Below are 23,299 nucleotides of genomic sequence, written 5' to 3'. Positions count from 1 at the left end.
CCAGCGACGCACGGTGGCGCACTCACATTCCTGCGGGCGATGGCAGGCATCGACCAACCCTAAACGATCACGGGCGCTTGCGGAGATCGCTGAAAGGGCCATAAAAGGTCATTCGTCCGCAGGCTCCCTTGCGGTTCAAGCGGCGGCCTCCACTCAGCGATCGCCGCAAAACTCGGCGGCCGCAAGAGAGCGGATCAGCTGATCCGCTTGACGGTGCCTTTCTTCTTGCAAACCATGCACGAAACTTGTGATAATTTCCCGGGATGTTTTGCTTACTGGGGCACTTCACGCACTTGACGTCGCCGCAAGTGCTGCAACGGAAGATGGTGCCGCAGTCTTTCCCGCAATTTGCGCATTTCATGATGTTGGCCGTTTTGGTGTTGATATTAGGAAGCTTTACTTGAGCATGAATTCGGCGATGAATTCGCCCGTCTTTTGGATCAACGCGTTGCTGTTCAGCCCGTTGGCCCCAGAAAAGTGAGGAATGACGACCAAGCGCTTGCCGTCGCTGCTTTTGTGAAAAATGCGTCGGCGGTAATGCTCCGTCGAGATCTGCGCTTCTTCCATGCCGTCCTGGGTGCCGAACACTGCCGCGGCGAAATCACGATGGAAGCCGATGCCGAGGCCGATGAAAATGCTGGGCGAGTGTTCGCGGATCCAGTTCCGTATAACCGGGAAGCGGTGGTTTCGACACCAAGCTTGATATTGAAGCTTGTTCGTGATGCCGGTCTCTTGGATGAAGCGTTCAGGCCACTTCTCCACGTCGTGACAAGCGTAGGGATAGATATTTCCCTTGAAGTAGCCCGGCGAACCTTTCACGAAGGGCTGGTGTCGCTCAGCGAAGTCGAGCCAATCAGCGACTTGGAAGCCTCGAATTGCGGCGAGAAGTTTGAATGCCTTGACGTTGTAGGGCCATCGACGCTGCATCGTGATCGAATAAGAATCGTCCCCCTCGTCGTCATTGCTTTCGAACGACTCGTCGTGAATGCTCTTGTAAGTTCCGTGCTCGATGCCAAACAGCCAGATGGACGGATTGGAAAGCGTCCCCGCCGCGAATTCATCGCTGTCGCATCCGGAAAATTTGGCGAGGGCGTTTTTGGTGAATGTGCTCAGCATTGGCCTTTGCTCGTGATTGGGGATGGTGGAACCGTCTCGACGTGCCCCTAACCTTCCTCTCTTTCTTCAAATATTCGACGAAGTCGGCGATCTTGGTCTGAGAGCGAGGCCCTCGCGACGGCGGAACCGGCAGGCCCACGGCGTAGGCTGCAATGTCGCGCCACGGGGCCATCTTAGCAAGACGCGGGATCCCATCACTGGCTGTCGCAGCACGTATCGGCGAACAATACCATCATGGCGGTCGTCAGTTGAACCTGCAACATGTCGCTTGATAGGGATGCCACTGGATCGCCGCCGGCTTGCCGTCCGGCCCGGCAACTTCATAGACGGGCCGTCCAGAGCGATCGGCGCAGCTCCGCTTCGCCTGAACGCCGATGCGTTGGAGCGACGGCGCGAGGTCATGGGTGCAAGCGTCGGCGCCGTCCACAGGACAGTCGTTCGCGCTGACAGTCAATTGTGCGAGCGCGAACCGATTCGCACCAGTGTGCAAGTCGCCCGTCGTGCCGTTCGGAAACAGGACGATGCAGTCCCGCACGTCGGGCGAGCGTTGGAACTGCCATTGAACCGGCAGGCCTATGGAGTTCGACAGCGACTGCGGGGGCGCAGCGTGGGAAGGAGCCGCGGCGACGGGACCAAAGTTGACGATCGGCGTGCCGGACGTATTGCGAAAATCCGGCCGGCAATCGCCATCGGAACGATGAGCGGCGATGGCACCGTGGGCGATCCCAGCGCTGAATAGACTTGTGTGGGCAGCGACAATGACTACGTCCGGTCGTGTTGCCTCACGAAGGAATGTTACCCGACCGATCGTTGTCGTTTCGCTTTCGTTCTTCTCTTCTTTCGTTGTTTGCCGGGCGAGGAGCGCCCGGCCCCCCGTGACTTTCAACTTTTCCTCAACTCACACTTCGGCTGGCGCTTCAGCGGACTTTCGCAGGCCGCCCAGAATCAGTTCTTTTACGCGCTCTGCTCGCCACGCCTTGACCCGGCGCTGTAGCGTTCGTAGTTGTGCCTGACTCGCGTACGCTTCTGGAAACATCGCGGCCAACCGATCCATCAATACGTTGGCCGGCACCGAGGGCTCGGCAATCAGCCATCCTTCAATCAGCGGCCACGCGTCGGCGAACGGATCCACCCGACTTCTCCACCAGTGCTTTGCCTTCGGTTGCTTTCGGTGCGTCGGACGTGCTTCTCCTTCCTTCCATGCCGAAGAAAGGCTCGCGAGAAAGACGGCAATGTCTGATTCGTCTGCTGGCGCTGCTTCAGCACGCACGCCGTGGGCTGCGAAGTCGCTTAATGTCTGCTGAGCCGTTCGCATCTCCTGCAGCAGCCGCACAGGATCGAGACCTTTGAACTGTGCCTTCAGTTTCTCCTTGATAGCGGGTTCGACGCTGTCGTGTGCCAGAAGCCGATCGCACGGCGTCGCCGGCGCTAGATAGACCTTGTGTACGCGCGCGCCGTCACGCGTCTTGGACTCCAGCTTGAACGAAGGCTGGAAGAAGTTAATGTATAGCCGCGATGACGCGTACAGCTGCGCCAGCGCGTTCCTGGCATCGACACCGCTCAGCCGGCCACAACCGACCAGCCGCCGCACGACGGCGCCGTTCTTCTGCTCCACCCAGGCCTGATCGTTCTTCTTGTAGGCCCTCGAGCGCGTCTGAACAAGACCGCGGCCCTTGCAGTAGTCGAGGACGCTCTGGTTCATGAACGCACTGTCATTATCCGAGTCCACCCCAAGCATTGCGAATGGCAGATCGGCGGCCACTTTCTCAAATCCTTCAATCACCAGCATCTGGTTACGTACTCGCATGGCCACACATTCTGTCCAGCCGCTGGCGATATCAGTCAGCGTGAGGGTGTGGACGAACTCACCGTCTGTTTTCGAGCCGCCGCGGTGTTCGACCATGTCGATCTCGAAGAAGCCCGGTGGTGGATCGCGCCAGTCGGCGAAGGTACGTACCGGAATGCTTCGCCGGATGGCCGAGCCGACCCCCGTGCGCCGTTTGCGCTGCCCATCGATGTGCGCTCGCGCATTGGCCAGCATGCGATCGATGGTCGCCGCGCTGATCTGAAGGAGTTTGGCCTTGACGACCGGATCCAGGTCGAGATGGCCGTGCCGCTCCATGGCATCAATCAGCTTCGGGATCAACCCCTTGAGTCGCTTGCCGCAAACCCGGTCGGCCGCTTCCCACAACACCGTCAGCGCCTGGCGTACCGCCTCGTGGTATAAGCCGGTTGCGCTCGCGCGTCCCCTTTGCCGCGCCGGGCTCTTCCCGTAGCAGGCGAATGGCGTGCTTGCGGTGATACCCGGTCAGAGCCACGAATTCATCGAGAATCCTGATCCGGTCACCAAACGTCGCGCTGCCATATCGCAATTGCAATGCTGCCACCGACTCCTTGCGTGTCGTCATGCTGAATTGCCTCGTCACCTCGTGCCGCTCCCGCCGGACAATCCGACGGGTAGCAAACTACGTGAGGCAACAGGTCAATGCGTGTATCCACGTCTTCGTCGGCTTCCGCATACGTCACATCTGCAGGTGACTAATGGATCTCCGGCATGGCATAGTGCGATCAGTTAAACGGGAGAGAAAGAAGATGGCAACTCTGGGATCATTGCAGGAAAAAATCAGAAAGCTGGAGCAGCAGGCGCAGGCACTCGTTTCGAAGCAGGCATCAGGCGTAATCGAGAAAATCCGGGATCTCATGGAGAAGCACGGTTTAACGACCGCTGATATCGACGCGCCTACTCGCGGGAAACAGCGTGCGACGAAGACGCCAAAAAAGGTCACGGCCAAACCGGCTTCGTCTGTGGCCAGATACCGCGACCCGAAGACCGGCGCGACATGGTCAGGGCATGGCCGGGCGCCGGCGTGGATTGCAACCGCAAAAAACCGTGACCGGTTCCTGATTGACGCGAGCGCCACGACTTCGAATCCGGCGCCTGCCGGGAAAGCGAAGGTCGCGGGAGCATATGTTCGGGGTCCGCAGCCCGCGATGTACCGTGACCCCAGGTCTGGTGCTACGTGGTCCGGGCGCGGCCGTGCTCCTGCATGGCTGGCTAATGTCAAAGACCGAAGCAGGTTTCTGATTGATGGGCCGGCCATCGCTCCTGGTGCGGTCCGGAAAACAACCGAACCCCAAGTTAAAGCAGGGAAAGATGTAGCCGGGAAAGCGGTAGTCCGAAAAGCTGCGACGAAGAAGGCGAGCGCGACTAGGGCGGCCACAACGAAGACGACCGTGAAAGAAGCTGTAGCTCCGGTCGCTCCGGCGAACGCGAAGACGGTTGCCACAAGGAAGCCGGCTAAGAAATCGCCCGATGCAAGCAGCAAGGTGACAGCGAAGAAGACTTCCCCGGTGCCAGCGAAAAAGGCCGCGGCAAAACAAGGTGCCGAGGTAGCAGTCAGGCGTCCTCCGGTCCGGAAGATCGTCACCGCGAAGTCTGCTCCGATCGACACCGTGGCTACAAGCCCCGATGTCGTTCCGACGGCGGATAGCCCGGTTGAAACGAGCGTGTCAATTACCGGTTGATGTTGTGATTGGGCCGGAATGCATTCATTTCGCGATTCCGGCCCACCCGACAGCTTCAACGCTACGTCGGCTTCAAATGGATAGCCCTGGTGAGGTTAGTCGGACTGGACTCGGGTTCGCCGTTGCGAATTAATCTTACGCGTCGCGCCAGCCATGGTCCTCCCATCGGCGTGACGTTTGCTAGGCTGGCTTCAGGTCTCCCGCGATGGATCGCCCATCACGTATCCATCAGGTCTATCCGCCTGTTCAGCCGTAGATAAAATCTCACGTCGCGTTAAACCGTGAGGTCACAACGAATTTCTCTTACATTCGCCCCCTTGTCGCCCCAACAAAGGTGACAACACCTGGCCGGCGACTTTCAGTCGCTCAATGTTTAAGCGCTGGTGCGAGCCGTGCTGGCACCTGACCAATCCATGTATTTCACTGTGGCGCGTCCGGGACTCATCGCCTCGCGATACGGCAGTCGGGAACGCGCAACGTATTTTTCAAAACAGCAACACCGGAACATCGCAGCAGCCACGACAACATCGGTCAGCGAGGCCTGCGCCCAGCTGACCCGTGAGTTGGTTCGTACGGCAGCTTCATCCGCCGCTTCGGCATCGTTGCCGTCTCCGACGCCGAGACAAGCTGTCGCAGCGGAATGGTGTTGCCTGGATAGTGCGACTGGAGCCACGCTCGCACGACGTTGTCGTGCATCCAGCCCCTGACGAAGCTTGCAGCCTGGGCGAGACCGTACAGGTCGTCATTGCAGGCGCATGCAATCGATCGCGCCTCTGCCTGCCTATGCATCAGCCCCTTTTCCATCTTCGCCAGTCGCCTCGCGCGTTCGGGGTCGGACCGACGGCCTCGCGGATCATCCGCACGTTGCGACGCCGGTGTGGCCGCGAGCAGCGCGCGAGCAAAGTCGCCGCTGCAGTTGCCTACCCCGACCATCACCTTCGCAGCAGCGAGTTGGCGCGCAGGCACCATCCGCCTGAGCGCGGCCACCGTGCGATCGGGCAATCTGTAGCCTGCCAGCTGCGCAAGCGCTTCCGGACAAACGCCCGCCACAATCCCCTGCCCGCCGGGAATATCTGGAACGCGGGCGACAAATCTGGCTGGGCGGGCGTAGGTCATGAACCGGCTCCTGTCAGGCGGTCTCGCAGCAGTCGCGGCATCGTGACGTAGCCCTGGCCCCTGAGCAACGCCACAAATGTGGCGTCGGACAATAGCTCGCGCAGCACGCTGCGCACAATGGCCATCTCGACCCGCACGGCCTCCATCTGCCTGATGCGGGTTTGCTGTCTGGCCCGTTCGAGCATCAGGACTTTTCGTGCTTTGGTTTCGGGCGTCAATTTCTGGATGACAGATTTGCGCTGACCGCCCGTCGATGCCCGGGTTTGAGCGCCCGTCGTGACAGCCGGTTTCGAACCGATTTCATTTGCCTTCACCATATGGTTATCTCGCTGCGCAGCCAGGGTCAGCGGACAGCACATCCAGTGGAACGGAGTCCGTCAACGCAATGAGCGCCTTCAGATCGTCGTGCCGATAGGGTTCGAAATGGGACCGTCCATCACGGAATACGACAGTGAATTCGCCAGCCTTAAGACTGCCGCGTGGCAGGACGTGGAAATCGAGCAGTTCAGTGCCCGCACGTTCGATACGTCCATAGACCAGAAAATCAATCGCGAAACAGTCGGGCCATCGCGCTGTCCAGTATGGCAGGTGCGCCTGAATCATCCACGGGCGGCGCACGACGAGCTGGATTCGCAGCGCCCCATCAACGCACAGCACGGCTGTGTGCTTCTCATACCGGACTTCATGCCCGAGTTCGCGCAACCTGTCCATCGCGCTGTGCGCGACGCGTTGCTCAACACGACGTTCAACGAACCGGTTCTCCGAACGTTCGGGATCGAGATTCGGCACGTACCCAATAGCCTTATACGCCTCGTTGAGACTGCCGAACTCGTGCGCCACCTGCTCCGCTGAAGGGGCGCGCCTGTAATGCTTCAACAACTTCTGACTGATCCTGCCATTGCGGCTCAGTACCTTTCGCATGCCATCAGTGATCTCCTCGCGGGTCGGCCTGCGACGACTATCCTCGATCCTCTTCTGAACAGTGGCGAAGAGCCGCCTGTCGACCACCGGTGAAAAAGCGTCGGGCACCCTGATCCATTCGTTCTGTGGAAGCTGCTGCCAGGGGCCATCGAGTTTTGATGTCGTGCGACTGTACACGTTCGTGCCGATGTACTTTTCGTTGCGCAGGATCTGCATGATGTTCCGCCCCTGCCACGAACGACCGGCTCCGTTGACGATCCCGAAGTCATTCAGGCGTTGAGCGATACCTGCTCCCGTTACTGGCTGCGTCGCATACCACTCGAACATCTTGCGGATGATCGCTGCTTCGCCCGAGGGATCCGGCACGACGATCACGCGGTCGGTCTGCACATTCTTGTATTCATGGATGGCCAGCGGTTGCAGGACTTCCCTGCCGGCATTGACGAGCACGCGGCGCAACCCGTATCCCACGGGGCCGCCCGTATGAAAGCCACGCCGGACGTTCAGGCAATGACCGAGAAATACCTTGCGGGACATCTCGCGACTGAATTCGCCCGCCATCGCCCGCTTCATTGCTTTCATCACCGATGACAGAGGGCTGCCATCATTCTCAAACGGCTCGGCGACGTAAATCACCCTGACGCCGGCGCGGCGGCACGCGTACTCGTAGAAGGCGCTCTCGTCGACATCCTGAAAGCGTCCCCAGCGGCTCACGTCATACACGAGGACACACGAAAAACGACGCGCCGGGTCCTCGACATCGAGCAGCAACTGGATCAGCGCCGGTCGCTCACGTAGTGTGAGACCGCTGATCCCTGAATCCTCGTAGTCGCGAACGAGCCGGATATTGTTAGCCGCCGCATACCGGGCGATCGCTTCGCGCTGGAACAGCGGCGAGTACTCCTGGTGATCAGTAGACATGCGGATGTACTGCGCGGCGCGAGCGGGCGCAGCCGGTACAGCATGAGGTGTCCGGGGCGGCGACATGGCAGCTCAACTGACGGTACGTTTCAGTGCTAGTGCTTTTCCTGATGAAGTCAAGGTCGCCGGTGAATCTGTGCGTCGCGGACGGCCCGCCTTGTCGCACGCAGCGTCCGCCACGCCCGGGTGACGGACGCGATGGCGGCAACAACGACTAATGGTTTGGCCTGACAATGAACTCGCCCGATTGCGAACGACTGCAACACGATCGGACTCGGCGCGAGGCCCGCTTCCGGTCAGCATCGTCACAAAGCAGAGGTTGATTCGGTTTCGTTGGCAAGCGCTGTGTGCAAGACTCGCCTTCCCGCGTGCGGGTGGCTCGTCGGCAGAGCGCTGTCGCAAGGCGGAAAAATGCTGCGGCAGCGTCTGGCGACGCGAAATGCGGTGACATGCCTTTGTGGCAAGGTCGTATCTGTCACTCAGCAACTGGCCAAGAATCCGCCTTGCGCGGTGCAATTCAGAAGCTTTATCTGAAGTACGATTCACGGACACGCTGTTGCTGGTTGAGATCCATGCATTGCTTCGACTAGACAGCTTTCCACGCACGCTTCCCCGGTTCCGTGGATAGATCGAAGCAGGCAGACTGACTGACACGGTTGCGATACGCTGAGGATTGTGCTCAAGCGCACCCGAGCAGATACAGTATGAAACGTTTCGTCTGGCGGCAGTCGCCGCGCACGTGAGGCCAGCTACCCGCACCACGATGCGCAAGCGAAATCCAGTTTTGCGTACGCGCATGGAGGCCTCGATGAGTGAATCTGATGAGTTAATATCTGCCCAGGAGCGCGTGCAAGCGACAACCTTTTTCGACGGCGACTTCCAGCGCATGATCGGTGTTTGCATTGACGTAGTGGACGCCGCCCAGGCAACATACGGCTACCAACGCCGACGTGGAATCCGCGAGACCGTTCTTCCGCTTCACGTTAAAACCAGAGCCGCGAACAGGGACGCTAAACAGATGGGTCGCAACCGATGACCTCGCCAGCACAGGGGCCTGCGGAACTGGACGGACAGGCGCGCGCCGAACTGCTTTGCTATCTTGTGGTAGGACACCTTGTGGCCCGCTCGCGCACCGGTGAATGGTTGCGCACCGACCACCTCGTCGAGTCGATGCGCCTCTGGCTTGCCGGAAATGGCGCCAACGCCTGCTGGTCGGACCGGATCCGGCTCGGCACCCTGTCACAAAAGCTGGCCGGCGAATTTGGCGCGCTGACGCCCTTTGCCGATTCTGCCCTGCTGGCGAAGCTGTTCACGGATGGTTGGCGGCTGGATTATCGCTCGCCTGTTGTCCGCGGGATCCATGCGGCGTGTGAGGCAGAGTTAGCGGGCGATGGCGGACCGATCTGAGGGCGCGTACATATTGGCCGACTTTCAGCGACTAGTCGCGCTTCCGCGGGAGTTAGAGTTGGTCGGCCGCTGCGAAGCTTGATTTCGCTTTTTGTGGCTTCAACCAGACGGTCTGACGGTTAGTTGCATTTCGATGCGCGCAGGATTGGCCGCAACGGTGAGCTTTTCCGGGATAGGTGGATTTAAGCCGGTGCCGTAGAGCGAAGGAAAGTTGTCACCAAAAACGATGCAAACATGTCAACACGCGGTTTTCGAACTGAGCGCGGCCACTTTTTGGAGAACGATGAGCCTTAAGGCCTCGTCACGATGGTCACTCATTGCGCGCTTTCTCCTGATGTCTCCGCCCCAATCTTTGCCCGATCGTTCTCGCTGATACAGAACCTCCCAGACATCCGTTCGTAGAAATGCCGGGAGATGGCGACCCGATGCTTTTTGCCCATAGCGAGCTTTTCCTGTTAGCTCCGATGTAAAAATGCCCCCCTGTCGCCGAGGTAAACCTGACCCACCCGGGAGACGATGGCGGCCTTTGCCGCCGATGCTGACTCAGGAGCAAGCAGTGGAAATCAAGGTATTGGCCCGACGCGGGACGGCGGTGCAAGAGATAGCGAGGCAAACGGGTTTATCGCGCACACTGTGCACCGTTAGCGGTTCAAAACTGTGCGGGAACGCGACCATCGTTGCCACCTCGCGAGCGGATTCATGATCTGAAACGAACGCGAGTTGACTTTTTTAATTCGCACTCACGCGAAGTGACAACTTTCTTTCGGTAAAAAGCGAAGGAAAGATGTCAACACAGCGGCTGAAGTCCTGCCGTCAAAGGCATGGCCCGGTGACAACTTTCCTTCGGTTTACGCCCGCCGCACGGTGGACCGCTGACTGCGGACGCAAGCATCCCCGCAACGATTCGCGCTGGCGGCCGTTCTACGGCCCGCTGTCCGGATCGAGCCAGCGACAGGCCATGGTGATCCTCAACGTCATGTTTGCGTGGCTGGTGCAGGCCGGTTATCTGGCCGGCAACCCGCTGTCGCTCTCGCGTCAGCGTACCCGACGGGCCAGGCCGCGCATCGTCCGGTATCTGTCGCCCGAACTGTGGCTCGAGGTCAAAACATTCATTCAGGGCATGCCAACGCAGACCAACCGCGAGCCCGAACACCACGCACGCGTGCGCTGGCTCTTTACCCTGCTCAATCTGGGCGGTCTGCGGATCACGGAGGTCGGCATGAACACGATGGGAAGGTTTTTCCGTCGCGGTGACGAAAGTGGCAAGGATCGCTGGTGGCTCGAAGTGTTGGGCAAAGGTGGCAAGGAGCGGCTAGTGCCCGCCACCGCGGAAATGATGACGGCACTGGGCACCTACCGGCGGGCACGCGGACTGCCAGCGCTGCCCTCGCCGGGCGAGGACACGCCGCTGGTGCTTCCGATTGGCCAGTCGCTTAAGCCACTCACGCGCGCAGCGTTGCACCGGATCGTGAAGGATGTTTTTAGCGGTGCGGCGGACTCCCTGCGTGCGCGTGGTGAGGACCATGCGCAGCGCGCGGCCTGCATCGAGCAGGCATCGGCACACTGGCTGCGTCACAGCGCGGGGTCGCACATGGCGGACCAGCAGGTAGATCTGCGACTCGCGCGCGATAACCTCGGGCATGCGTCACTGACGACGACCAGTCAGTATCTTCACGTCGATGACGATCGCCGGCACCGCGAGACCGACGAGAAACACCGTATTGACTGGTGACGGACGGCAGCCAGGCTCTACCGCCTGATCTGGAAATCGTCGGCCGTGAGCCTGACGGGTTCACCCGGTCGCAGGCGGACTTTTCTTTCGGCGACCGCAATGATGCGGCGCTGTCCGTCCGCAAATGCCTTGAGCATACGAATCTGGTCGGCGTCTTTGGGCAGCCAGAATTGCGCTTCGAGCGCCTCTCGCGTAATCGCACAGGCGACCTCGCTACGATCCCCGGTCAGGCGAAACAGAATTTCATGTCGGTCCGCCGCGACATCCGACATCAGGTCAATAACGTCCATGACTTCCACCTCCTGAATTCAGCTGCAAACTTTTAACTTCTGTCGCCCGTCTTCAATTTTACAGAATAGATGTTTTTGATCGACATCGATCTCCAGGGTGAGTCTATGCGGGAGATGAATTTCACCGTGCCATGTGAAGGTGCGGCCCACTGATACAGCGAGTCGGCAACCTGACAGTCGCGCCCACCCCACCCTTGCGGGCGCACATCGAGGAACCGTTTGGACTTGCGTTCGCGTGCGCTATCGGCTGCACTCGACTGCAAATCCGCCAGATTGAACCAGTGCGCGAAGATGTGGATGCGTAGCATGCGTTCCGGACCGATCGGCGGGCGGTCGTGGTTCGTATCGACGAAGAAGAGACCAACGTTATAGGTCGCATAGTGGCGCTCGGGCACCACCTCCTCGTGCGTGACGAATTCGATCTCCAGATACGCACGGCGAAACAGCGGAGCGAACAGTGCCGACATCGCGCAGGTGAGACGGCAGCCGTGCTTGCGCTGGAATTTCACCGCGTACGGAAACCAGCCCATCAAATCGCCGAGCGTGCCGGCCGGAAACTGAATCAAAACCTCGCGTTCTTCGCGTCGAAGCGATGGATGAAGGCGGCGTCGGCCTGCTTGCCGCGCTACTGGATCTGCACTTCGAACGACACGAAATACTTCTTCGCGCTCGCCACGACGCCCTCGCCGATCTCGTCTCGAACAGCACGTTGTCGGTCTCGTAGTCGCGCAGCACGACATGCCATTCGCCCGCGGGCAGCACCGCGCGGCAGCCGTCGTTGAAGTCGAAGCGCACGCCTCGCGTGGCCGACTCGGTGGGAACGCTGGCTGGCGGGAGGAAACGGCCGCTTGTTGGCACTGCTGGTGGGACCGAACTGTGTGACAGAAACAGGAGCCGGATGGATGGTCGTGTCATCCGTCGGCACCGCAAGAATGTCGTGAGGACGGAAGCAGTCATCGAAGCTGGCCCACATTTGTTCGGGTATTGCCCGCCTTTCGCAGGTTTTCGTATTTGCACGCCACCGCAGGCGCATAAGCATCTAGCTGCATGGCGGGTGCGATTTTCACAGATGAAACCAAATGTTGCAATAAAAAATAGGAATGCTACATAACTAGCGAATAAAGCCGGTCGGCAACCGTTTGGGCGCTGCCGTCGTCATTCGGCTATCCCTTGGAGATCATATGCATGATTTCAATACCCGAAAAGATGATACGCACACCGGAAATCCTTGAAGCCTTACGGCGTCACTATTCGAAACCGAGCCGGTGACTGAGAATCGGTGCGCAGAACAGCGCGATGGCGCATCCGATCGCTTTGCCCTCGAGCTCCGCTCCAGCCGTGAAACGTGTCCCGTATTCGATCACTTGTGGAAGGCAGTAGAACACGCTCATGGCAATGAAGCATTTCTCCACGATCGAAATGCTCCACCTCCTTCCAAAAGCAATTGCGGCAGCAATAACACGTAGGATCCCGAACACTACTATGGCGCCTACCGCCGCCTGTTCTCGGATTAAATAATCTGGAAGAAAACCGCCCATAGCCTTCGGCACCTCTGGATACGTTGTCAGTGGCAAGACGAAATAGTAAGGTGCGAACGCGCCGCTAATCTAAAACTTTTTCGGCGAAATCGATGACAATTGGCTTCCAAGGTTGAGAACCATTTGATCAACATTGCCCGGGGCGCCACCATATGTCGAACCTTACTTCCCGCATTTTTTCTTTATGCCGCCGTAAGGCGGATCGAGACGTTCCGTGACATACAACAAATGAACTCGCTCGGAATCCTCCAGCGTAATGCAATGATTGGACGGATGTTACAGAACAATTTGTCGTGTAAGTGTGAACTGGCTGAAAACACCATCAATTTGACGGCTCCAGCCAAACTTCTGTCCCACCTCTCTTGGTCTCTCTTCGATTCGGTTGTGGTGCAAATAGCGATAAAATGGTCGGGTAGGATGTCGAGGTGAACCGATCTGCGACGTCTTCTCGAAGTACGTCAACGCTTGCACTTCAGGATGGAGGTCAGTTATATCGGGGGCGATTCGCTCGCACCACCTTCGCATGAGACAGTGGTTGAACTGCGACAAGCCGCGGCCGTGACCCGGGACAACGGGAGCCGTGAGCGCTGGTCGGCGCCATACGCGGTCACTCAACCACCTGCATCATTGAGGGCGGCACATCGTGAGTGACCGCGCGAACGGAATCATCCTTGAAAATTGGATCATTGGCGCGTGAAGCGGCGTTTTTCATGTCTTGTTCCGTCAACAGCTTGAACCAATCCGCCGATCCCGTCCGCCGTCAAATTCGAGGGAATATACTCTGCTTCGGTCTTTCGAGGGGATGCCTCGTTGAGGCAGCCCCGCCCCTCGATCTTTAACCTGCCGCTCTCGCGGGCGGCAGGCTCTTTTTCCTGAACGTCCGCATTCGATTTCCATTGGCATGATCAACCGCTTGTTAGGTGGCCATGCACCAGCGCCCTCGATTCGCGTTTCGACATTAATGTCGACCTCCTCGAACCGACTGATCATGCCAACGTATCTATTGCGCGGAACTGCCAAAAATATGACCGCGTTCGTCACGCTGCCAAGTATTTCTGGCGGATATGTACAGAACAACGCGGCATCAATTACGCTATTCAAACAGACCATTCCCACCCGAGTCTTTGTGATAGCGCGTCTCACTCATCAACAGGCAAATCGGACCGCCACGATACGATCGTCAGTAACCGACGGAAGTCTCCGATATGGCAACGCATGAGTGCCCGTAGTTGTGCGAGACTTCTGTCGAACAAAAACTTAAACCACACGAGCGAGACATAAATGGACGAAAGCGTAGCTTACGTATACGAGTACACCGGTGGCTTTGGTACATACCGAACAACCGGGAGGCGGGCAGCATTTCAGCTTCCCCTTGTAGGCGACAACGTTACGATGGTGGTCGACGAACTAGGATTCGATGGGGTTTTAAAAGTCAAGTCCCGGCTCTTTGAGTACGACAGGATTGGCGCATTGACTGTCACACTAAAGCTGTCTTACACGCTCGATTAAGAGCGCCCGGGGAATCTCAAACAAAGGCTTTCGTCGGGTCAATTCGGCACTGGTGCAACGACCTGCAACATAAATAACGCGCCATCGGAATCACGAAAGGAATGCGATCTTTGTGATCGACATCGTCGTCAAACACTCACGTCGCGGCCGGCGCTAGCTTCCATGCATCTTCCGAACGTTAGTAATTTATCAAAGACTCCCTACAAGGCGTCACTTACAATGTTTGCGCCTATCGTTAGCTTTCCCGAGAAGAGATCAGGCGCGCGATGCAAGTCCTCCCATCTCTCTCGGCGACGCCGCGCAGGTCGCAGCGATGAACGAACGCAGCGTCCTGAAACGCTTCAAGAACGAAATCGGTATGACACCCTCTGACTATCCGCTTCTCGCGCGCCCGAACTTAAGCTCTCGAATGCTCGTCGAATCACGATTGCCGGTCGACAAAGTCGCCCGGCGCTGCGAGATCGGCAGCGGCCGTCAGTTGGCGAAGCTGTTCAGAAAATATCTGACGACGACACCTACACAACTACCAACTACCGGATGCGCAAGAAGGCGCCGCCGAACAGCGTACCCTGAGCGTGCGCAGCTCGGCTCGACAAAGCAATCCGAGACGGTGTACTCTGCCATGTCTGCAACCGCAGCGCCCACGAGGCATCGCGTGAAGCGTGGCTCACGATTTTGCCTCCACGCAAAGCTGGCATGTATTCGCCTTAGCCAAAACGGCGCTTCTTCCGCCATCTCGCGCTATGCATCCGTTTTCGCTCTAATGCTTTCGCGCCGTCATTCCAACGATGATCCGATAGGCCCGCGCAAGCATGGCCTCGCCGCCCTCGGACTTAAGCCTGCCCCCTTTCAGAGCGCGGGTTCCTTTTTAATTGTCGTTATTACGCACCCTCGAACAGCTTATGCTTAAAGTTACCAAAGCAGTATTTCCGGTGGCGGGTCTCGGCACCCGGTTTCTCCCTGCCACGAAGGCCAGCCCGAAGGAAATGCTGCCGATCGTGGACAAGCCGCTGATCCAGTATGCGGTGGAAGAAGCGATGGCCGCGGGCATCACCGAAATGATCTTCGTCACAGGCCGCAGCAAGCGCGCAATCGAGGACCATTTCGACAAGTCATACGAGGTCGAAGCCGAACTCGAGGCACGCGGCAAGGACAAGCTGCTGGAGCTCGTGCGCAGCATCAAGCCGAGCCATGTTGACTGTTTCTACGTGCGTCAGCCGGAAGCGCTGGGCTTGGGCCATGCGGTGATGTGCGCCGAAAAGCTGGTGGGCGACAACCCGTTCGCCGTTATTCTCGCGGACGACTTGCTGTACGGCACGCCGCCCGTCATGACGCAGATGATCGAGGTGTTCGACCACTATCACAGCTCGGTGATCGGCGTCGAAGAGATTCCCGCTCAGGAAACCAAGTCGTACGGTATCGTCGACGGCAAGGAGTGGGAAGACTCGATCATCAAGATGTCGGGTATCGTCGAAAAGCCGGAGCCGAGCGTGGCGCCGTCGAATCTCGGTGTGGTGGGCCGCTATGTGCTCAAGCCGCGCATCTTCGAGCATCTACGTGGGTTGAAACCGGGCGCGGGCGGCGAGCTCCAACTCACCGACGCGATCATGTCGCTACTGCGCCACGAGCAGGTGCTGGCGTACAAATACCACGGCACGCGTTTCGACTGTGGCAGCAAGCTCGGTTACCTGAAGGCAACGGTCGAGTTCGCGCTGCGTCACCCGGAAGTGTCGGCAGATTTCGAGGCGTATCTGCGCACGCGTCCACTCGAGCTCGCGTACTGACACTCGTACACATCCCCCATAATACAAATGGCGGCCGCACTCCGCCACTCTGCGAACCGCGGCCGGTCCAAACCACCACCCGTCACGAGCCACGAAAGCAGCTCCAGACAACTCACTCACGCGGTCAGAATGCGCTCCTGTTCGCGCAGCGATGTCGTGTGCACGACGCATTCGACATTTCGAGTATGGGGGCTGCGACGGACATGAAGTCGAATGCGAGCGTGAGCCTGCCAACCTTGGGTAGACGCGTTTCATGGGAGATCACGCACGATCTGGACGGCGAAAGAGCCAGCATGGTGATCCACCTCGCGAAATCCTCTGGCGAGGCAATCGGCCCATTTTGCGGAAGCCGTATCGCCACGACCCGGGCGACCCGCCACCCGAGGTGGCCCCGCGCTGCACTTCGCCATCCTCTTCGGCGACGCCCGCCGCTTGATGACGCCGGGCTATGGACTGTGGGCAACGGCGGGGAATCGCTCGGAAGAAGGCACGCTCCATGAGATCGTCCGGACACGGGTGTTTCCACGTGTGATCCGCACACGATAACGTGAGCCGCATCGCGTTCATCGACGCGGCCGGCTTCATCGACGGTTTTGTCGCGGCAAGGATCGAGAGGCGAATGAGATCGATATGCAAAGTACTGCTTATTTTGCCAGTTCGTAAAATTGATCAGCGGCGGACGGATGGGTTCCGCGAGCACTCTTCACCTATCCTTGTCAGGTAGCCGCCATGCATTGCTGGATAGCGGCCCCCTCAGGTAGGGTCGAGAACTGGCGCGCGCACGGTAGGTCCCGGTGGCTTCTCCCTCGCTTTCGCGGTGGGCCTCAATCCGGTTGCCATGGTCACGTTTCCAGCTCCCGCCACGTCAAACGCAGCAGGCGGTTTTCCCGCACTACGCTTTCCTGCCTGCTTCATGTCAAGGTTTATGGGACCTATCGTGCTGGGGACGCTTTCGACGACGACCGTTGACGAACCCGATAGCCATTGAACAGCTTCAGTTCTTCATACAGCCAGCGCCTACTCCACCTCTTCCAACCGAAGCCCCGTCGATTCCGGGATCGACCCATGTGGCGGCGAATCTTCTTTTCCACCCAGTCTTTGATGAAGCTGAAGCACTCGCTGGAATGTCCTACAGCGAAGTAATTCACCCAGCCGCGTAACACCGGATTGATCAGTTCTACCACCCGATCTACCGGCTGCGACTGGTATCGCCGGAACACCTCTTTGAGCTTACGCAATAATGCCGTCCGCTTCTTCAGCTTGGGCGTGTAGTGCGCTCGCCACACGTGCTTCTTTACGCTGCGGAGTCGACGAAAGTCGAATCCCAGAAAGCCGAAGCTCTCTGCGCGGTCCAGATCCACAGTGCGGCTCTTCTCTTCATTTACTTCGACCTGCAGCTTGGCAAACTCTTCCCGAAGTCGCGTGGTCACCGCCCTCAGCAGCCACGCATGCCGCGGATGGGCATCGATCAGCACCACCAGATCGTCAGCGAATCGGGCATACTCGACGTAGGTGTACTTCCCGTTGCGCGTGGCTTCTTTCGCCCGCTCCAGCATACGGTCTACCTCAGTGAGATAGATGTTACTGAGCAACGGTGAAATCACCCCGCCTTGCGGAACGCCTTGTTTGCCCGACGCCGTCAGCATCAGCTTCAGCAGATGCATTACGTCGTCGTCATTGACCCGACGCGCAACCTTTCCAAGCAGTATGTGATGCCGAACTGTGTCAAAGTAAGCGCGTAAATCCAGATCTATGACGCGGGTCTTCCACTGAACAATTGCCGTCGCCACCCGATGCACCGCTTCATGCGCGGTACGCCTGGGGCGATAACCGTACGACCCCGGCTGGAAGTCTGCCTCGAAGATCGGCTCCAATATGAGCTTGAGCGCGCCTTGAACCACCCGGTCACGGATAGCCGGAATCGAAAGGACACGGACCTTGCCCCCGTCCTTCGGTATCTCCTGCCGCCGCGCCCGTAACGGCACGTAGGTCCGCCCGATCAGTTCGCCCTGTATCTGCTCAAGAAACGCCTCCACGCCCTGCGCCTCGATGGCCTCGAACGTCACCCCGTCGATACCCGGAGCGCCGTTGTTCTTTCTGGCCAGCGCATACGCCTCGCGCAGTGCGTCCATCTTGCAGACATGGACGTACAACCCCCAGAAACGCCAGGACGGTTCAGCCTTCGCCTTGACGTATATTCCCCGCCTCAGGTCCTGCAAACTGCTGGACGCCTTTGTCATTTCGTCCTTGCCTCCCATGTTGTCGAGGAAACTACAAACAGCAGGGCCCCTTCGCTCCACCAGCGTTACCCGGCTTCACAGCTACTACGGACCCATCCGCCACCCTCTCGCCTTCAGCCCACTTCCCGGGTTCGCCGGTTATAGGACCTACCTTGCTCCGGCGATTTCGCGCCGGGGCGAGGAGGGCTTCTCCAGTTGCTTAGCATGTCCTTGTCATCGTGCCGTCGCTTCCACCCCGCCGAAGTGGAATAGCCGTATCGGTCAGATTTCGGCTACCCATGCTGCCTTCACCCTCACGGTTGCGGGCTCGGCCCTCGGAGATTTTCATTTTCGAGGCCACATCTACGTTCACTTTTGTTACGGCCCGATGACTCGCGCATTCCCCAAGGAAATGCCTGTCGATAGGCTTCAAGGTCTTGGTTTCCCGCCACCCTGCTATCCAAGCTACGGGGCTTCTGACTTCTACCCCGGCAGGTCTATCCCCTGCTGAACACGCCAGCCTTAGCTGGACGCACAACCGTGCATGCATCTTTTAATGCACAGTATGTGGGTAGGCACATACGGAATGTGGCGCTCGTCCATATGTGGCGCAGCATCACGATCTCGGTGTTGGTGGCATCAGTTTCGGCAAATGAATGCCACATAAAATAAGCGCACAGTGATCGACTCATCCTCCAGACGGGAGAGTGGATCATGTTTGAAACCCTTTATAGCTACCCGCAAGTGTTGCGTCGTCATCGTGAGGGGCCGTGGGCAGAGGAGCGTGAGCGATTTCTTGCGCAATGTGTCGAACAGGGTTTTGCCCGCGCGACGCTTCGAGAGATCGCCGCCGAACTTCTGGTCGTCGCCCGGTACTTCCATATCGGTGAAGCCAGGTTCAGTACACAGGACGTGGAGGCTGCCGCTGATCGCTGGGCACGCTTTCAACGTCGACGCGAGCGGATTCAAGATTGTCGCTGGTCTCGTCAGCGATTCATTTCAACAGCCAACTCCTGGCTACGTTTCCTCGATTGCCTGGAGCGTTCCCATCAGGAGACCCAACTCTTCACGCATCTGATCGACGAATTTTCGGCCTTCATGAGCGACGAGCGTGGACTGTCTGCCAGGACCATCGCAGGTCGATGCTGGCAGGTGCGGCACCTTCTCGACAGCTTACAGAGCGCGAAGCACTCTTTGGCACGCCTGTCACTCAAAGAGGTGGATGACTATCTGGCGATGAAGGCCGATGAAGGCTGGGGGCGAGTATCGATGGCCAGCGCAGCCAGTGCATTGCGCAGCTTTTTCAACTACGCGGAAACGCGGCAGTGGTGCCCTGCAGGAATTGCCGCTGGAATTGAAGGCCCACGCGTGTTCAGGGAGGAAGGGCTTCCCCGTGGTCTGGACTGGCAACAGGTGCGTCAGCTCATCGCGAGCACGGGTGGCTGCGGCGCCCGGGACATCCGCGATCGCGCAATGCTGATGCTGTTTGCCATCTATGGGTTGCGCAGGGGCGAAGTATCACAGTTGCGACTGGAGGATCTCGACTGGGAACACGAAGTACTTCGCGTTCCACGGCCCAAACAGCGGCGTACACAGGACTATCCGCTGATACCAGTGGTGGGTGACGCTATCTTGCGCTACCTTCAGGAGGTCCGGCCTCGCTCTGCCCGCAGGGAGCTTTTTCTGGCACTCAAGGCTCCGTTCCGCCCACTGTCGACGAACGACATGTACCGGCTTGTGAGAAGCCGCCTCGCTGCGCCGGGCGTATCGGGTCCGCACTGCGGCCCGCATTGTCTACGTCACTATGTACCCTTCCGGGTTATGTCGGGTGACACAATTGAACCTCGACGATCGACCGAAGATTGCGGGGTCGTCAAGCAGATCGCTCAAGCGATCACCCGACATAATTTGGTGAGGTTAAAGACTGTTCAGGAAGCCGAGGAGTTCGTCTGTCGGCTTGAAGCGTCCTGGCGTGCCGCGTCGCGGAGTTGCTTTCGCAAGGGCCTGTTCCTTCATCGCAAGGGTCGCTTCGACATAGATCTCCGTGGTTTCCACCGATTCATGCCCGAGCCACAACGCGATGACCGAGCGACGAACGCCTGATTGCAGAAGGTCCATGGCCATAGTGTGTCTCAAACAGTGGACAGTGACCCGCTTCTGCTTCAATGACGGGCAAACTTCACACGCGGTTTTGCGGTGCTTGTTTAGCAAGTACTGCACACCATGGACACTGAGGCGTTCACCCCGCTCGCTGGGAAAAAGTACTGCGCCATCGCCGCGTTGTGGTTCTCGCAGCCACGCTTTCAGTACGGCGCGAGTGGATTTCGCGATGGGGGTACAGCGCTCTTTCCGACCCTTTCCGATTACCCTCACGTGTGCGCCGGTGCCAAGCACCACATCCTCGCGATTGAGTCCCGTCATCTCGGACAGGCGCAGACCGGTCTGTACCGCGACCAATAGAAAGGCGTGGTCGCGCCGGCCAGACCACGTGCCTTGATCAGGCGCGGCAAGCAAGGCGTCGACTTCTGGATGCGTCAGAAAGTGAATCAGCGTACGGGTGAAGCGCTTGCTGGGGATGGCAAGCACCCGTTGGATCTGGGCGGCATGGTCTGGTGCTTCGTAAGCGGCGTAGCGAAAGAAAGAGTGAATCGCCGCGAGGCGCAGATTTCTGGTGCGAACACTAACGCCCTGGTTCTTCTCAATTTCGTCCAGGAACGCGACGATCAGAGGAGTATCGATGTCTTCGAGGTTTAGCTGCGACGGTGACTTATGCAGGCGCTGCTGCACGAACTTAAGGAATTGACGATAGGAATCGCGATAGGCACCGATGGTGTGAGGACTCGCCTGACGCTCTTGCATCAGGCGCTGCGTGAAGAACCGCTCCAGTAACGGAGCAAAGGTGGCAGCTTTATTCATGGCCGGTCCTCCCAGAGTTGTTCGAGCCGGCGCATCGCCTCGCGCATCAGTTCAGGCGAGCCGTTCAGATACCACTGGGTATCCGCGACGTGAGCATGGCCGAGGTAGGCTGACAGGATGGGCAGACGGCGCTCCGGGTCATCTCCAGACTTGTACCAGCGCACAAGTGCGTTCGTCGCGAAAACGTGTCTCATGTCGTGCAGACGCGGCCCGCGACTGTCGGATGCCCCGCGCAAACCAATCTGTCGCGACAATGAATAAAAAGTGCGATGGATCTCACCGACATCCATCCTGTTACCCCAACTGGAAACAAAGAGATAGGGGGATACCGGTCGACCCGCCCAGTGATGCTCACGCCGCGTGATGTAGTCCGCGAGCACCTTGCATGTCGAGGCATGCAAAGGAATGAGTCTGGTCTTTCCGAGCTTCGCGCCTCGGATCGTCAATATCGCCTCCGTCAGATCCACATCCTGAAGTTCGAGATTGCGCACTTCACCCAGGCGCATGCCCGTCACGCTCAACAGCCCGAACAGGCAATGATAGGTCCAGGGCAGCAGTGCACCCCGTTCATAGTGGTATGGCATCTGCAGCGCCGCCTGTAGCAGGCTACGGATCTCGGCGGCCGAGTATAGGTACGGCCGAGCCCGCTTCGGTCGAAATGGCAATAAACCCGGTGCGGGTATTTCCGTGCGGGGATCGGTAGCACTACGATATCGCGCGAACCCACGCAACCAGCTCATTCGTTGCGCCCAGCGGTCGGGCTGGACATTTGCGGGTTGCCGAGCCCAGGCGAGGGCCAACGTCTGCGTAATGTAAGAAGCTCGATGCTGTTCCATGAACGCGACGAAATCTGGTAGCGCCGTGCTCTCCTCCCTCAATTTGAATCCCAGGCTATGCCTCAGATCGAGGTAATCCTGAACAGCCTGCCGAAGCGCGTTCATCGTACACCTCCGGGCCAGGGCAACGCGAGTTCACGCAATGCTTTGATGTCGACCCGAGTGTAGATCATCGTGCTCTGTGGGTGACGATGACCCAACACCTCGCCAATCTCGCTGAGCGAAGCTCCATGGTTCAGCATCTGGGTAGCCAGTCCGTGGCGAAACTGATGGGCACCCGTTGTGGGCGCGTCGATGCCAGCGCGCTTAAGTGCACGCCGAACGACGCAGCCGAGACCACTTGGCCCACGAAAGCCGGTGATGTGCGCGCGTGCACGTAAAAATACGCGGCGACTGGCGCTCTTCGGCCGCCCATGTTGCAAGTAGGCGGCGATGGCTTTGCCGACGTCCGCAGGTAAGGGTAGCTCGATGCGTTGTCCACCCTTGGTGCGCACGCTCAGTTGACCTGCGTCCCAGTCAATATCATCGAGCTCGAGGAAGACCACCTCACTGGAGCGCAACCCCAATCGCGCGAGCACCAGCAGGATCGCGTAGTCGCGACGACCGACTGCAGTCCGTCGATCGATGCTATCCAGCAACTTCCGTGTCTGGTCTGCTGAGATTCCCCGGGGAATTGACGGCATCGACCAGTTGGCGACCACGGGCACGGCGGCAGCGAGGTCCAGCGTAATGTCGCCGCGATAGCGCAAATAGCGCAGAAAGGATCGCAGGGCAGTGGTCATAATCTTCGCCTGTTTTAAATGCAGTCGTGGCGCCTGAACTTGCACAAAGTGCACGACATCGGCCGCACGTAGTTTCGATAGCATGACCTTCCCGTCGCCGAAACGATGTTTGAGAAACTCTCGGACGAACGGCACGTAATGAATGATTGTGGCTCTGGCGAGAGCTTGAATATTGCGCAAGTACTCCTCGTACTCCTGTACACACCGCTCAGCTGGCGAAATCCGAATTGTTGCCATCTGCTCAGGCGGAACCACGCCTTCGCCACGAAGAAAATCAATAAGCTGTCTGAGCGCTGCCCGATCATCGTTGCGAGGCTGGAAATGCAGGGCACGATAGCGTAAATATCGTGTTGCGTGATCGAGGCCGATATCCCGTACTTCGACACCTCTCTGTTTAAGCCATCGACTGAAACATGCGGCGATCCGGACCTTCCGTTTCAGGGACCACACGTTGTAACCCTGCGCGCTGATGGAGTTGGCAAAGGATGATAAATGGGCTGCGAGTGGACCTTCAGGTTCTCGCGAGAGAACGACCTGATCATGAATGATGTACTTCACGACGAACTCCTTCCCCGACCTGGGGAGCGGGTGGAAGGAGCCCAGATTATCTCTATCCCGCGTTGCGCATTTGCCCGGGAATACGCGCTATCACGCGGCTACAAGACATAACCCGGAAGGGTACATAGT

At 58.7% G+C, this 23,299-nt stretch carries 16 protein-coding genes and 6 pseudogenes; 8 read left to right on the top strand and 14 right to left on the bottom strand.

The annotated features are described in order from the left end of the window. Positions 1–396 precede the first annotated feature (396 nt). The 3 genes and pseudogenes from HF916_RS02035 to HF916_RS02025 form a co-directional block, all read right to left on the bottom strand. Positions 397–1,116 carry a hypothetical protein gene (locus HF916_RS02035; RefSeq protein WP_168787628.1) on the bottom strand — a complete coding sequence of 240 codons (720 nt, stop codon included), beginning with the start codon at positions 1,114–1,116 and terminating at the stop codon, positions 397–399. Between the two features lie 244 nt (positions 1,117–1,360). Continuing rightward, positions 1,361–2,002 (bottom strand): hypothetical protein, encoded by a 642-nt coding sequence (locus tag HF916_RS02030; RefSeq protein WP_168787627.1) that lies wholly within the window; start codon positions 2,000–2,002, stop codon positions 1,361–1,363. A gap of 12 nt (positions 2,003–2,014) precedes the next feature. Continuing rightward, positions 2,015–3,524: pseudogene (locus tag HF916_RS02025) on the bottom strand (integrase catalytic domain-containing protein). Positions 3,525–3,708: 184 nt separating this feature from the next. Between HF916_RS02025 and HF916_RS02020 the strand changes: the two are divergent. Next, positions 3,709–4,641 (top strand): H-NS family nucleoid-associated regulatory protein, encoded by a 933-nt coding sequence (locus HF916_RS02020; protein ID WP_168787626.1) that lies wholly within the window; start codon positions 3,709–3,711, stop codon positions 4,639–4,641. A gap of 531 nt (positions 4,642–5,172) precedes the next feature. Here HF916_RS02020 and HF916_RS02015 read toward each other — a convergent pair. Genes HF916_RS02015 through HF916_RS02005 form a run of 3 tightly spaced genes read right to left on the bottom strand, consistent with a single transcriptional unit; the run spans position 5,173 to position 7,665 of the window. Beyond that, on the bottom strand, positions 5,173–5,757 hold the full coding sequence (locus HF916_RS02015) for a plasmid partitioning protein RepB C-terminal domain-containing protein (RefSeq protein WP_168787625.1): 585 nt from the start codon (positions 5,755–5,757) through the stop codon (positions 5,173–5,175). Next, positions 5,754–6,074 carry a hypothetical protein gene (locus HF916_RS02010; protein WP_168787624.1) on the bottom strand — a complete coding sequence of 107 codons (321 nt, stop codon included), beginning with the start codon at positions 6,072–6,074 and terminating at the stop codon, positions 5,754–5,756. The genes HF916_RS02015 and HF916_RS02010 overlap by 4 nt, the downstream gene beginning before the upstream one ends. A 4-nt stretch (positions 6,075–6,078) precedes the next feature. Further along, the gene (locus HF916_RS02005) at positions 6,079–7,665 is read right to left on the bottom strand and encodes a recombinase family protein (RefSeq protein WP_240975294.1); all 1,587 of its coding nucleotides are present in this window, start codon (positions 7,663–7,665) and stop codon (positions 6,079–6,081) included. A gap of 742 nt (positions 7,666–8,407) precedes the next feature. Between HF916_RS02005 and HF916_RS02000 the strand changes: the two genes are divergently transcribed. From HF916_RS02000 to HF916_RS01990, 3 genes and pseudogenes are all read left to right on the top strand, one after another. After that, on the top strand, positions 8,408–8,635 hold the full coding sequence (locus HF916_RS02000) for a hypothetical protein (RefSeq protein ID WP_168787623.1): 228 nt from the start codon (positions 8,408–8,410) through the stop codon (positions 8,633–8,635). Continuing rightward, entirely contained in the window at positions 8,632–9,006 is a 375-nt protein-coding gene (locus tag HF916_RS01995; RefSeq protein ID WP_168787622.1) for a hypothetical protein, read from the top strand. Before HF916_RS02000 ends, HF916_RS01995 begins: the two co-directional genes overlap by 4 nt. 853 nt (positions 9,007–9,859) lie before the next feature. Further along, positions 9,860–10,738 (top strand): annotated as a pseudogene (locus HF916_RS01990) (tyrosine-type recombinase/integrase); the annotation flags it as partial. Between the two features lie 17 nt (positions 10,739–10,755). Here HF916_RS01990 and HF916_RS01985 read toward each other — a convergent pair. Continuing rightward, the gene (locus HF916_RS01985; RefSeq protein WP_168788953.1) at positions 10,756–11,028 is read right to left on the bottom strand and encodes a DUF1488 family protein; all 273 of its coding nucleotides are present in this window, start codon (positions 11,026–11,028) and stop codon (positions 10,756–10,758) included. Between the two features lie 224 nt (positions 11,029–11,252). Next, positions 11,253–11,363, bottom strand: a pseudogene (locus HF916_RS01980) (transposase); the annotation flags it as partial. Between the two features lie 257 nt (positions 11,364–11,620). Between HF916_RS01980 and HF916_RS51370 the strand changes: the two are divergent. Next, the gene (locus HF916_RS51370; RefSeq protein ID WP_277352279.1) at positions 11,621–11,752 is read left to right on the top strand and encodes a hypothetical protein; all 132 of its coding nucleotides are present in this window, start codon (positions 11,621–11,623) and stop codon (positions 11,750–11,752) included. A gap of 14 nt (positions 11,753–11,766) precedes the next feature. On the opposite strand, the pseudogene HF916_RS51855 reads toward HF916_RS51370, so the two are convergent. Beyond that, positions 11,767–11,943, bottom strand: a pseudogene (locus tag HF916_RS51855) (hypothetical protein); the annotation flags it as partial. A 332-nt stretch (positions 11,944–12,275) separates the two neighbouring features. Then, entirely contained in the window at positions 12,276–12,566 is a 291-nt protein-coding gene (locus tag HF916_RS01975) for a hypothetical protein (RefSeq protein WP_168787620.1), read from the bottom strand. Between the two features lie 1,786 nt (positions 12,567–14,352). Between HF916_RS01975 and HF916_RS50175 the strand changes: the two are divergent. Together HF916_RS50175 and galU are read left to right on the top strand one after the other, a co-directional pair. After that, a pseudogene (locus HF916_RS50175) lies at positions 14,353–14,595 on the top strand (helix-turn-helix domain-containing protein); the annotation flags it as partial. A gap of 382 nt (positions 14,596–14,977) precedes the next feature. After that, positions 14,978–15,859: a UTP--glucose-1-phosphate uridylyltransferase GalU gene (gene galU, locus HF916_RS01965; protein ID WP_168787618.1), complete on the top strand. Its 882-nt coding sequence runs from the start codon at positions 14,978–14,980 to the stop codon at positions 15,857–15,859. Between the two features lie 932 nt (positions 15,860–16,791). On the opposite strand, the gene ltrA is transcribed toward galU, so the two are convergent. Beyond that, positions 16,792–18,099, bottom strand: coding sequence for a group II intron reverse transcriptase/maturase (gene ltrA / locus HF916_RS01960; RefSeq protein WP_168787617.1), 1,308 nt, complete (start codon positions 18,097–18,099; stop codon positions 16,792–16,794). A gap of 693 nt (positions 18,100–18,792) precedes the next feature. Here ltrA and HF916_RS51625 point away from each other — a divergent pair. Next, positions 18,793–19,827, top strand: a pseudogene (locus tag HF916_RS51625) (tyrosine-type recombinase/integrase); the annotation flags it as partial. A 168-nt stretch (positions 19,828–19,995) separates the two neighbouring features. Here the strand turns inward: HF916_RS51625 and HF916_RS50165 are convergent. From HF916_RS50165 to HF916_RS01945, 3 genes are read right to left on the bottom strand one after another with little or no spacing between them, the layout of a single operon-like run. Then, on the bottom strand, positions 19,996–20,994 hold the full coding sequence (locus HF916_RS50165) for a site-specific integrase (protein WP_168787670.1): 999 nt from the start codon (positions 20,992–20,994) through the stop codon (positions 19,996–19,998). Beyond that, entirely contained in the window at positions 20,991–21,935 is a 945-nt protein-coding gene (locus HF916_RS01950) for a tyrosine-type recombinase/integrase (RefSeq protein ID WP_168787615.1), read from the bottom strand. Before HF916_RS01950 ends, HF916_RS50165 begins: the two co-directional genes overlap by 4 nt. Next, positions 21,932–23,170 carry a site-specific integrase gene (locus HF916_RS01945; protein WP_168787614.1) on the bottom strand — a complete coding sequence of 413 codons (1,239 nt, stop codon included), beginning with the start codon at positions 23,168–23,170 and terminating at the stop codon, positions 21,932–21,934. Before HF916_RS01945 ends, HF916_RS01950 begins: the two co-directional genes overlap by 4 nt. Positions 23,171–23,299: the final 129 nt, after the last annotated feature.

It is taken from the genome of Paraburkholderia aromaticivorans, from assembly GCF_012689525.1.
Taxonomy (GTDB): Bacteria; Pseudomonadota; Gammaproteobacteria; order Burkholderiales; family Burkholderiaceae; genus Paraburkholderia; species Paraburkholderia aromaticivorans_A.
This window is presented reverse-complemented; position numbering and strand designations above follow the sequence as displayed.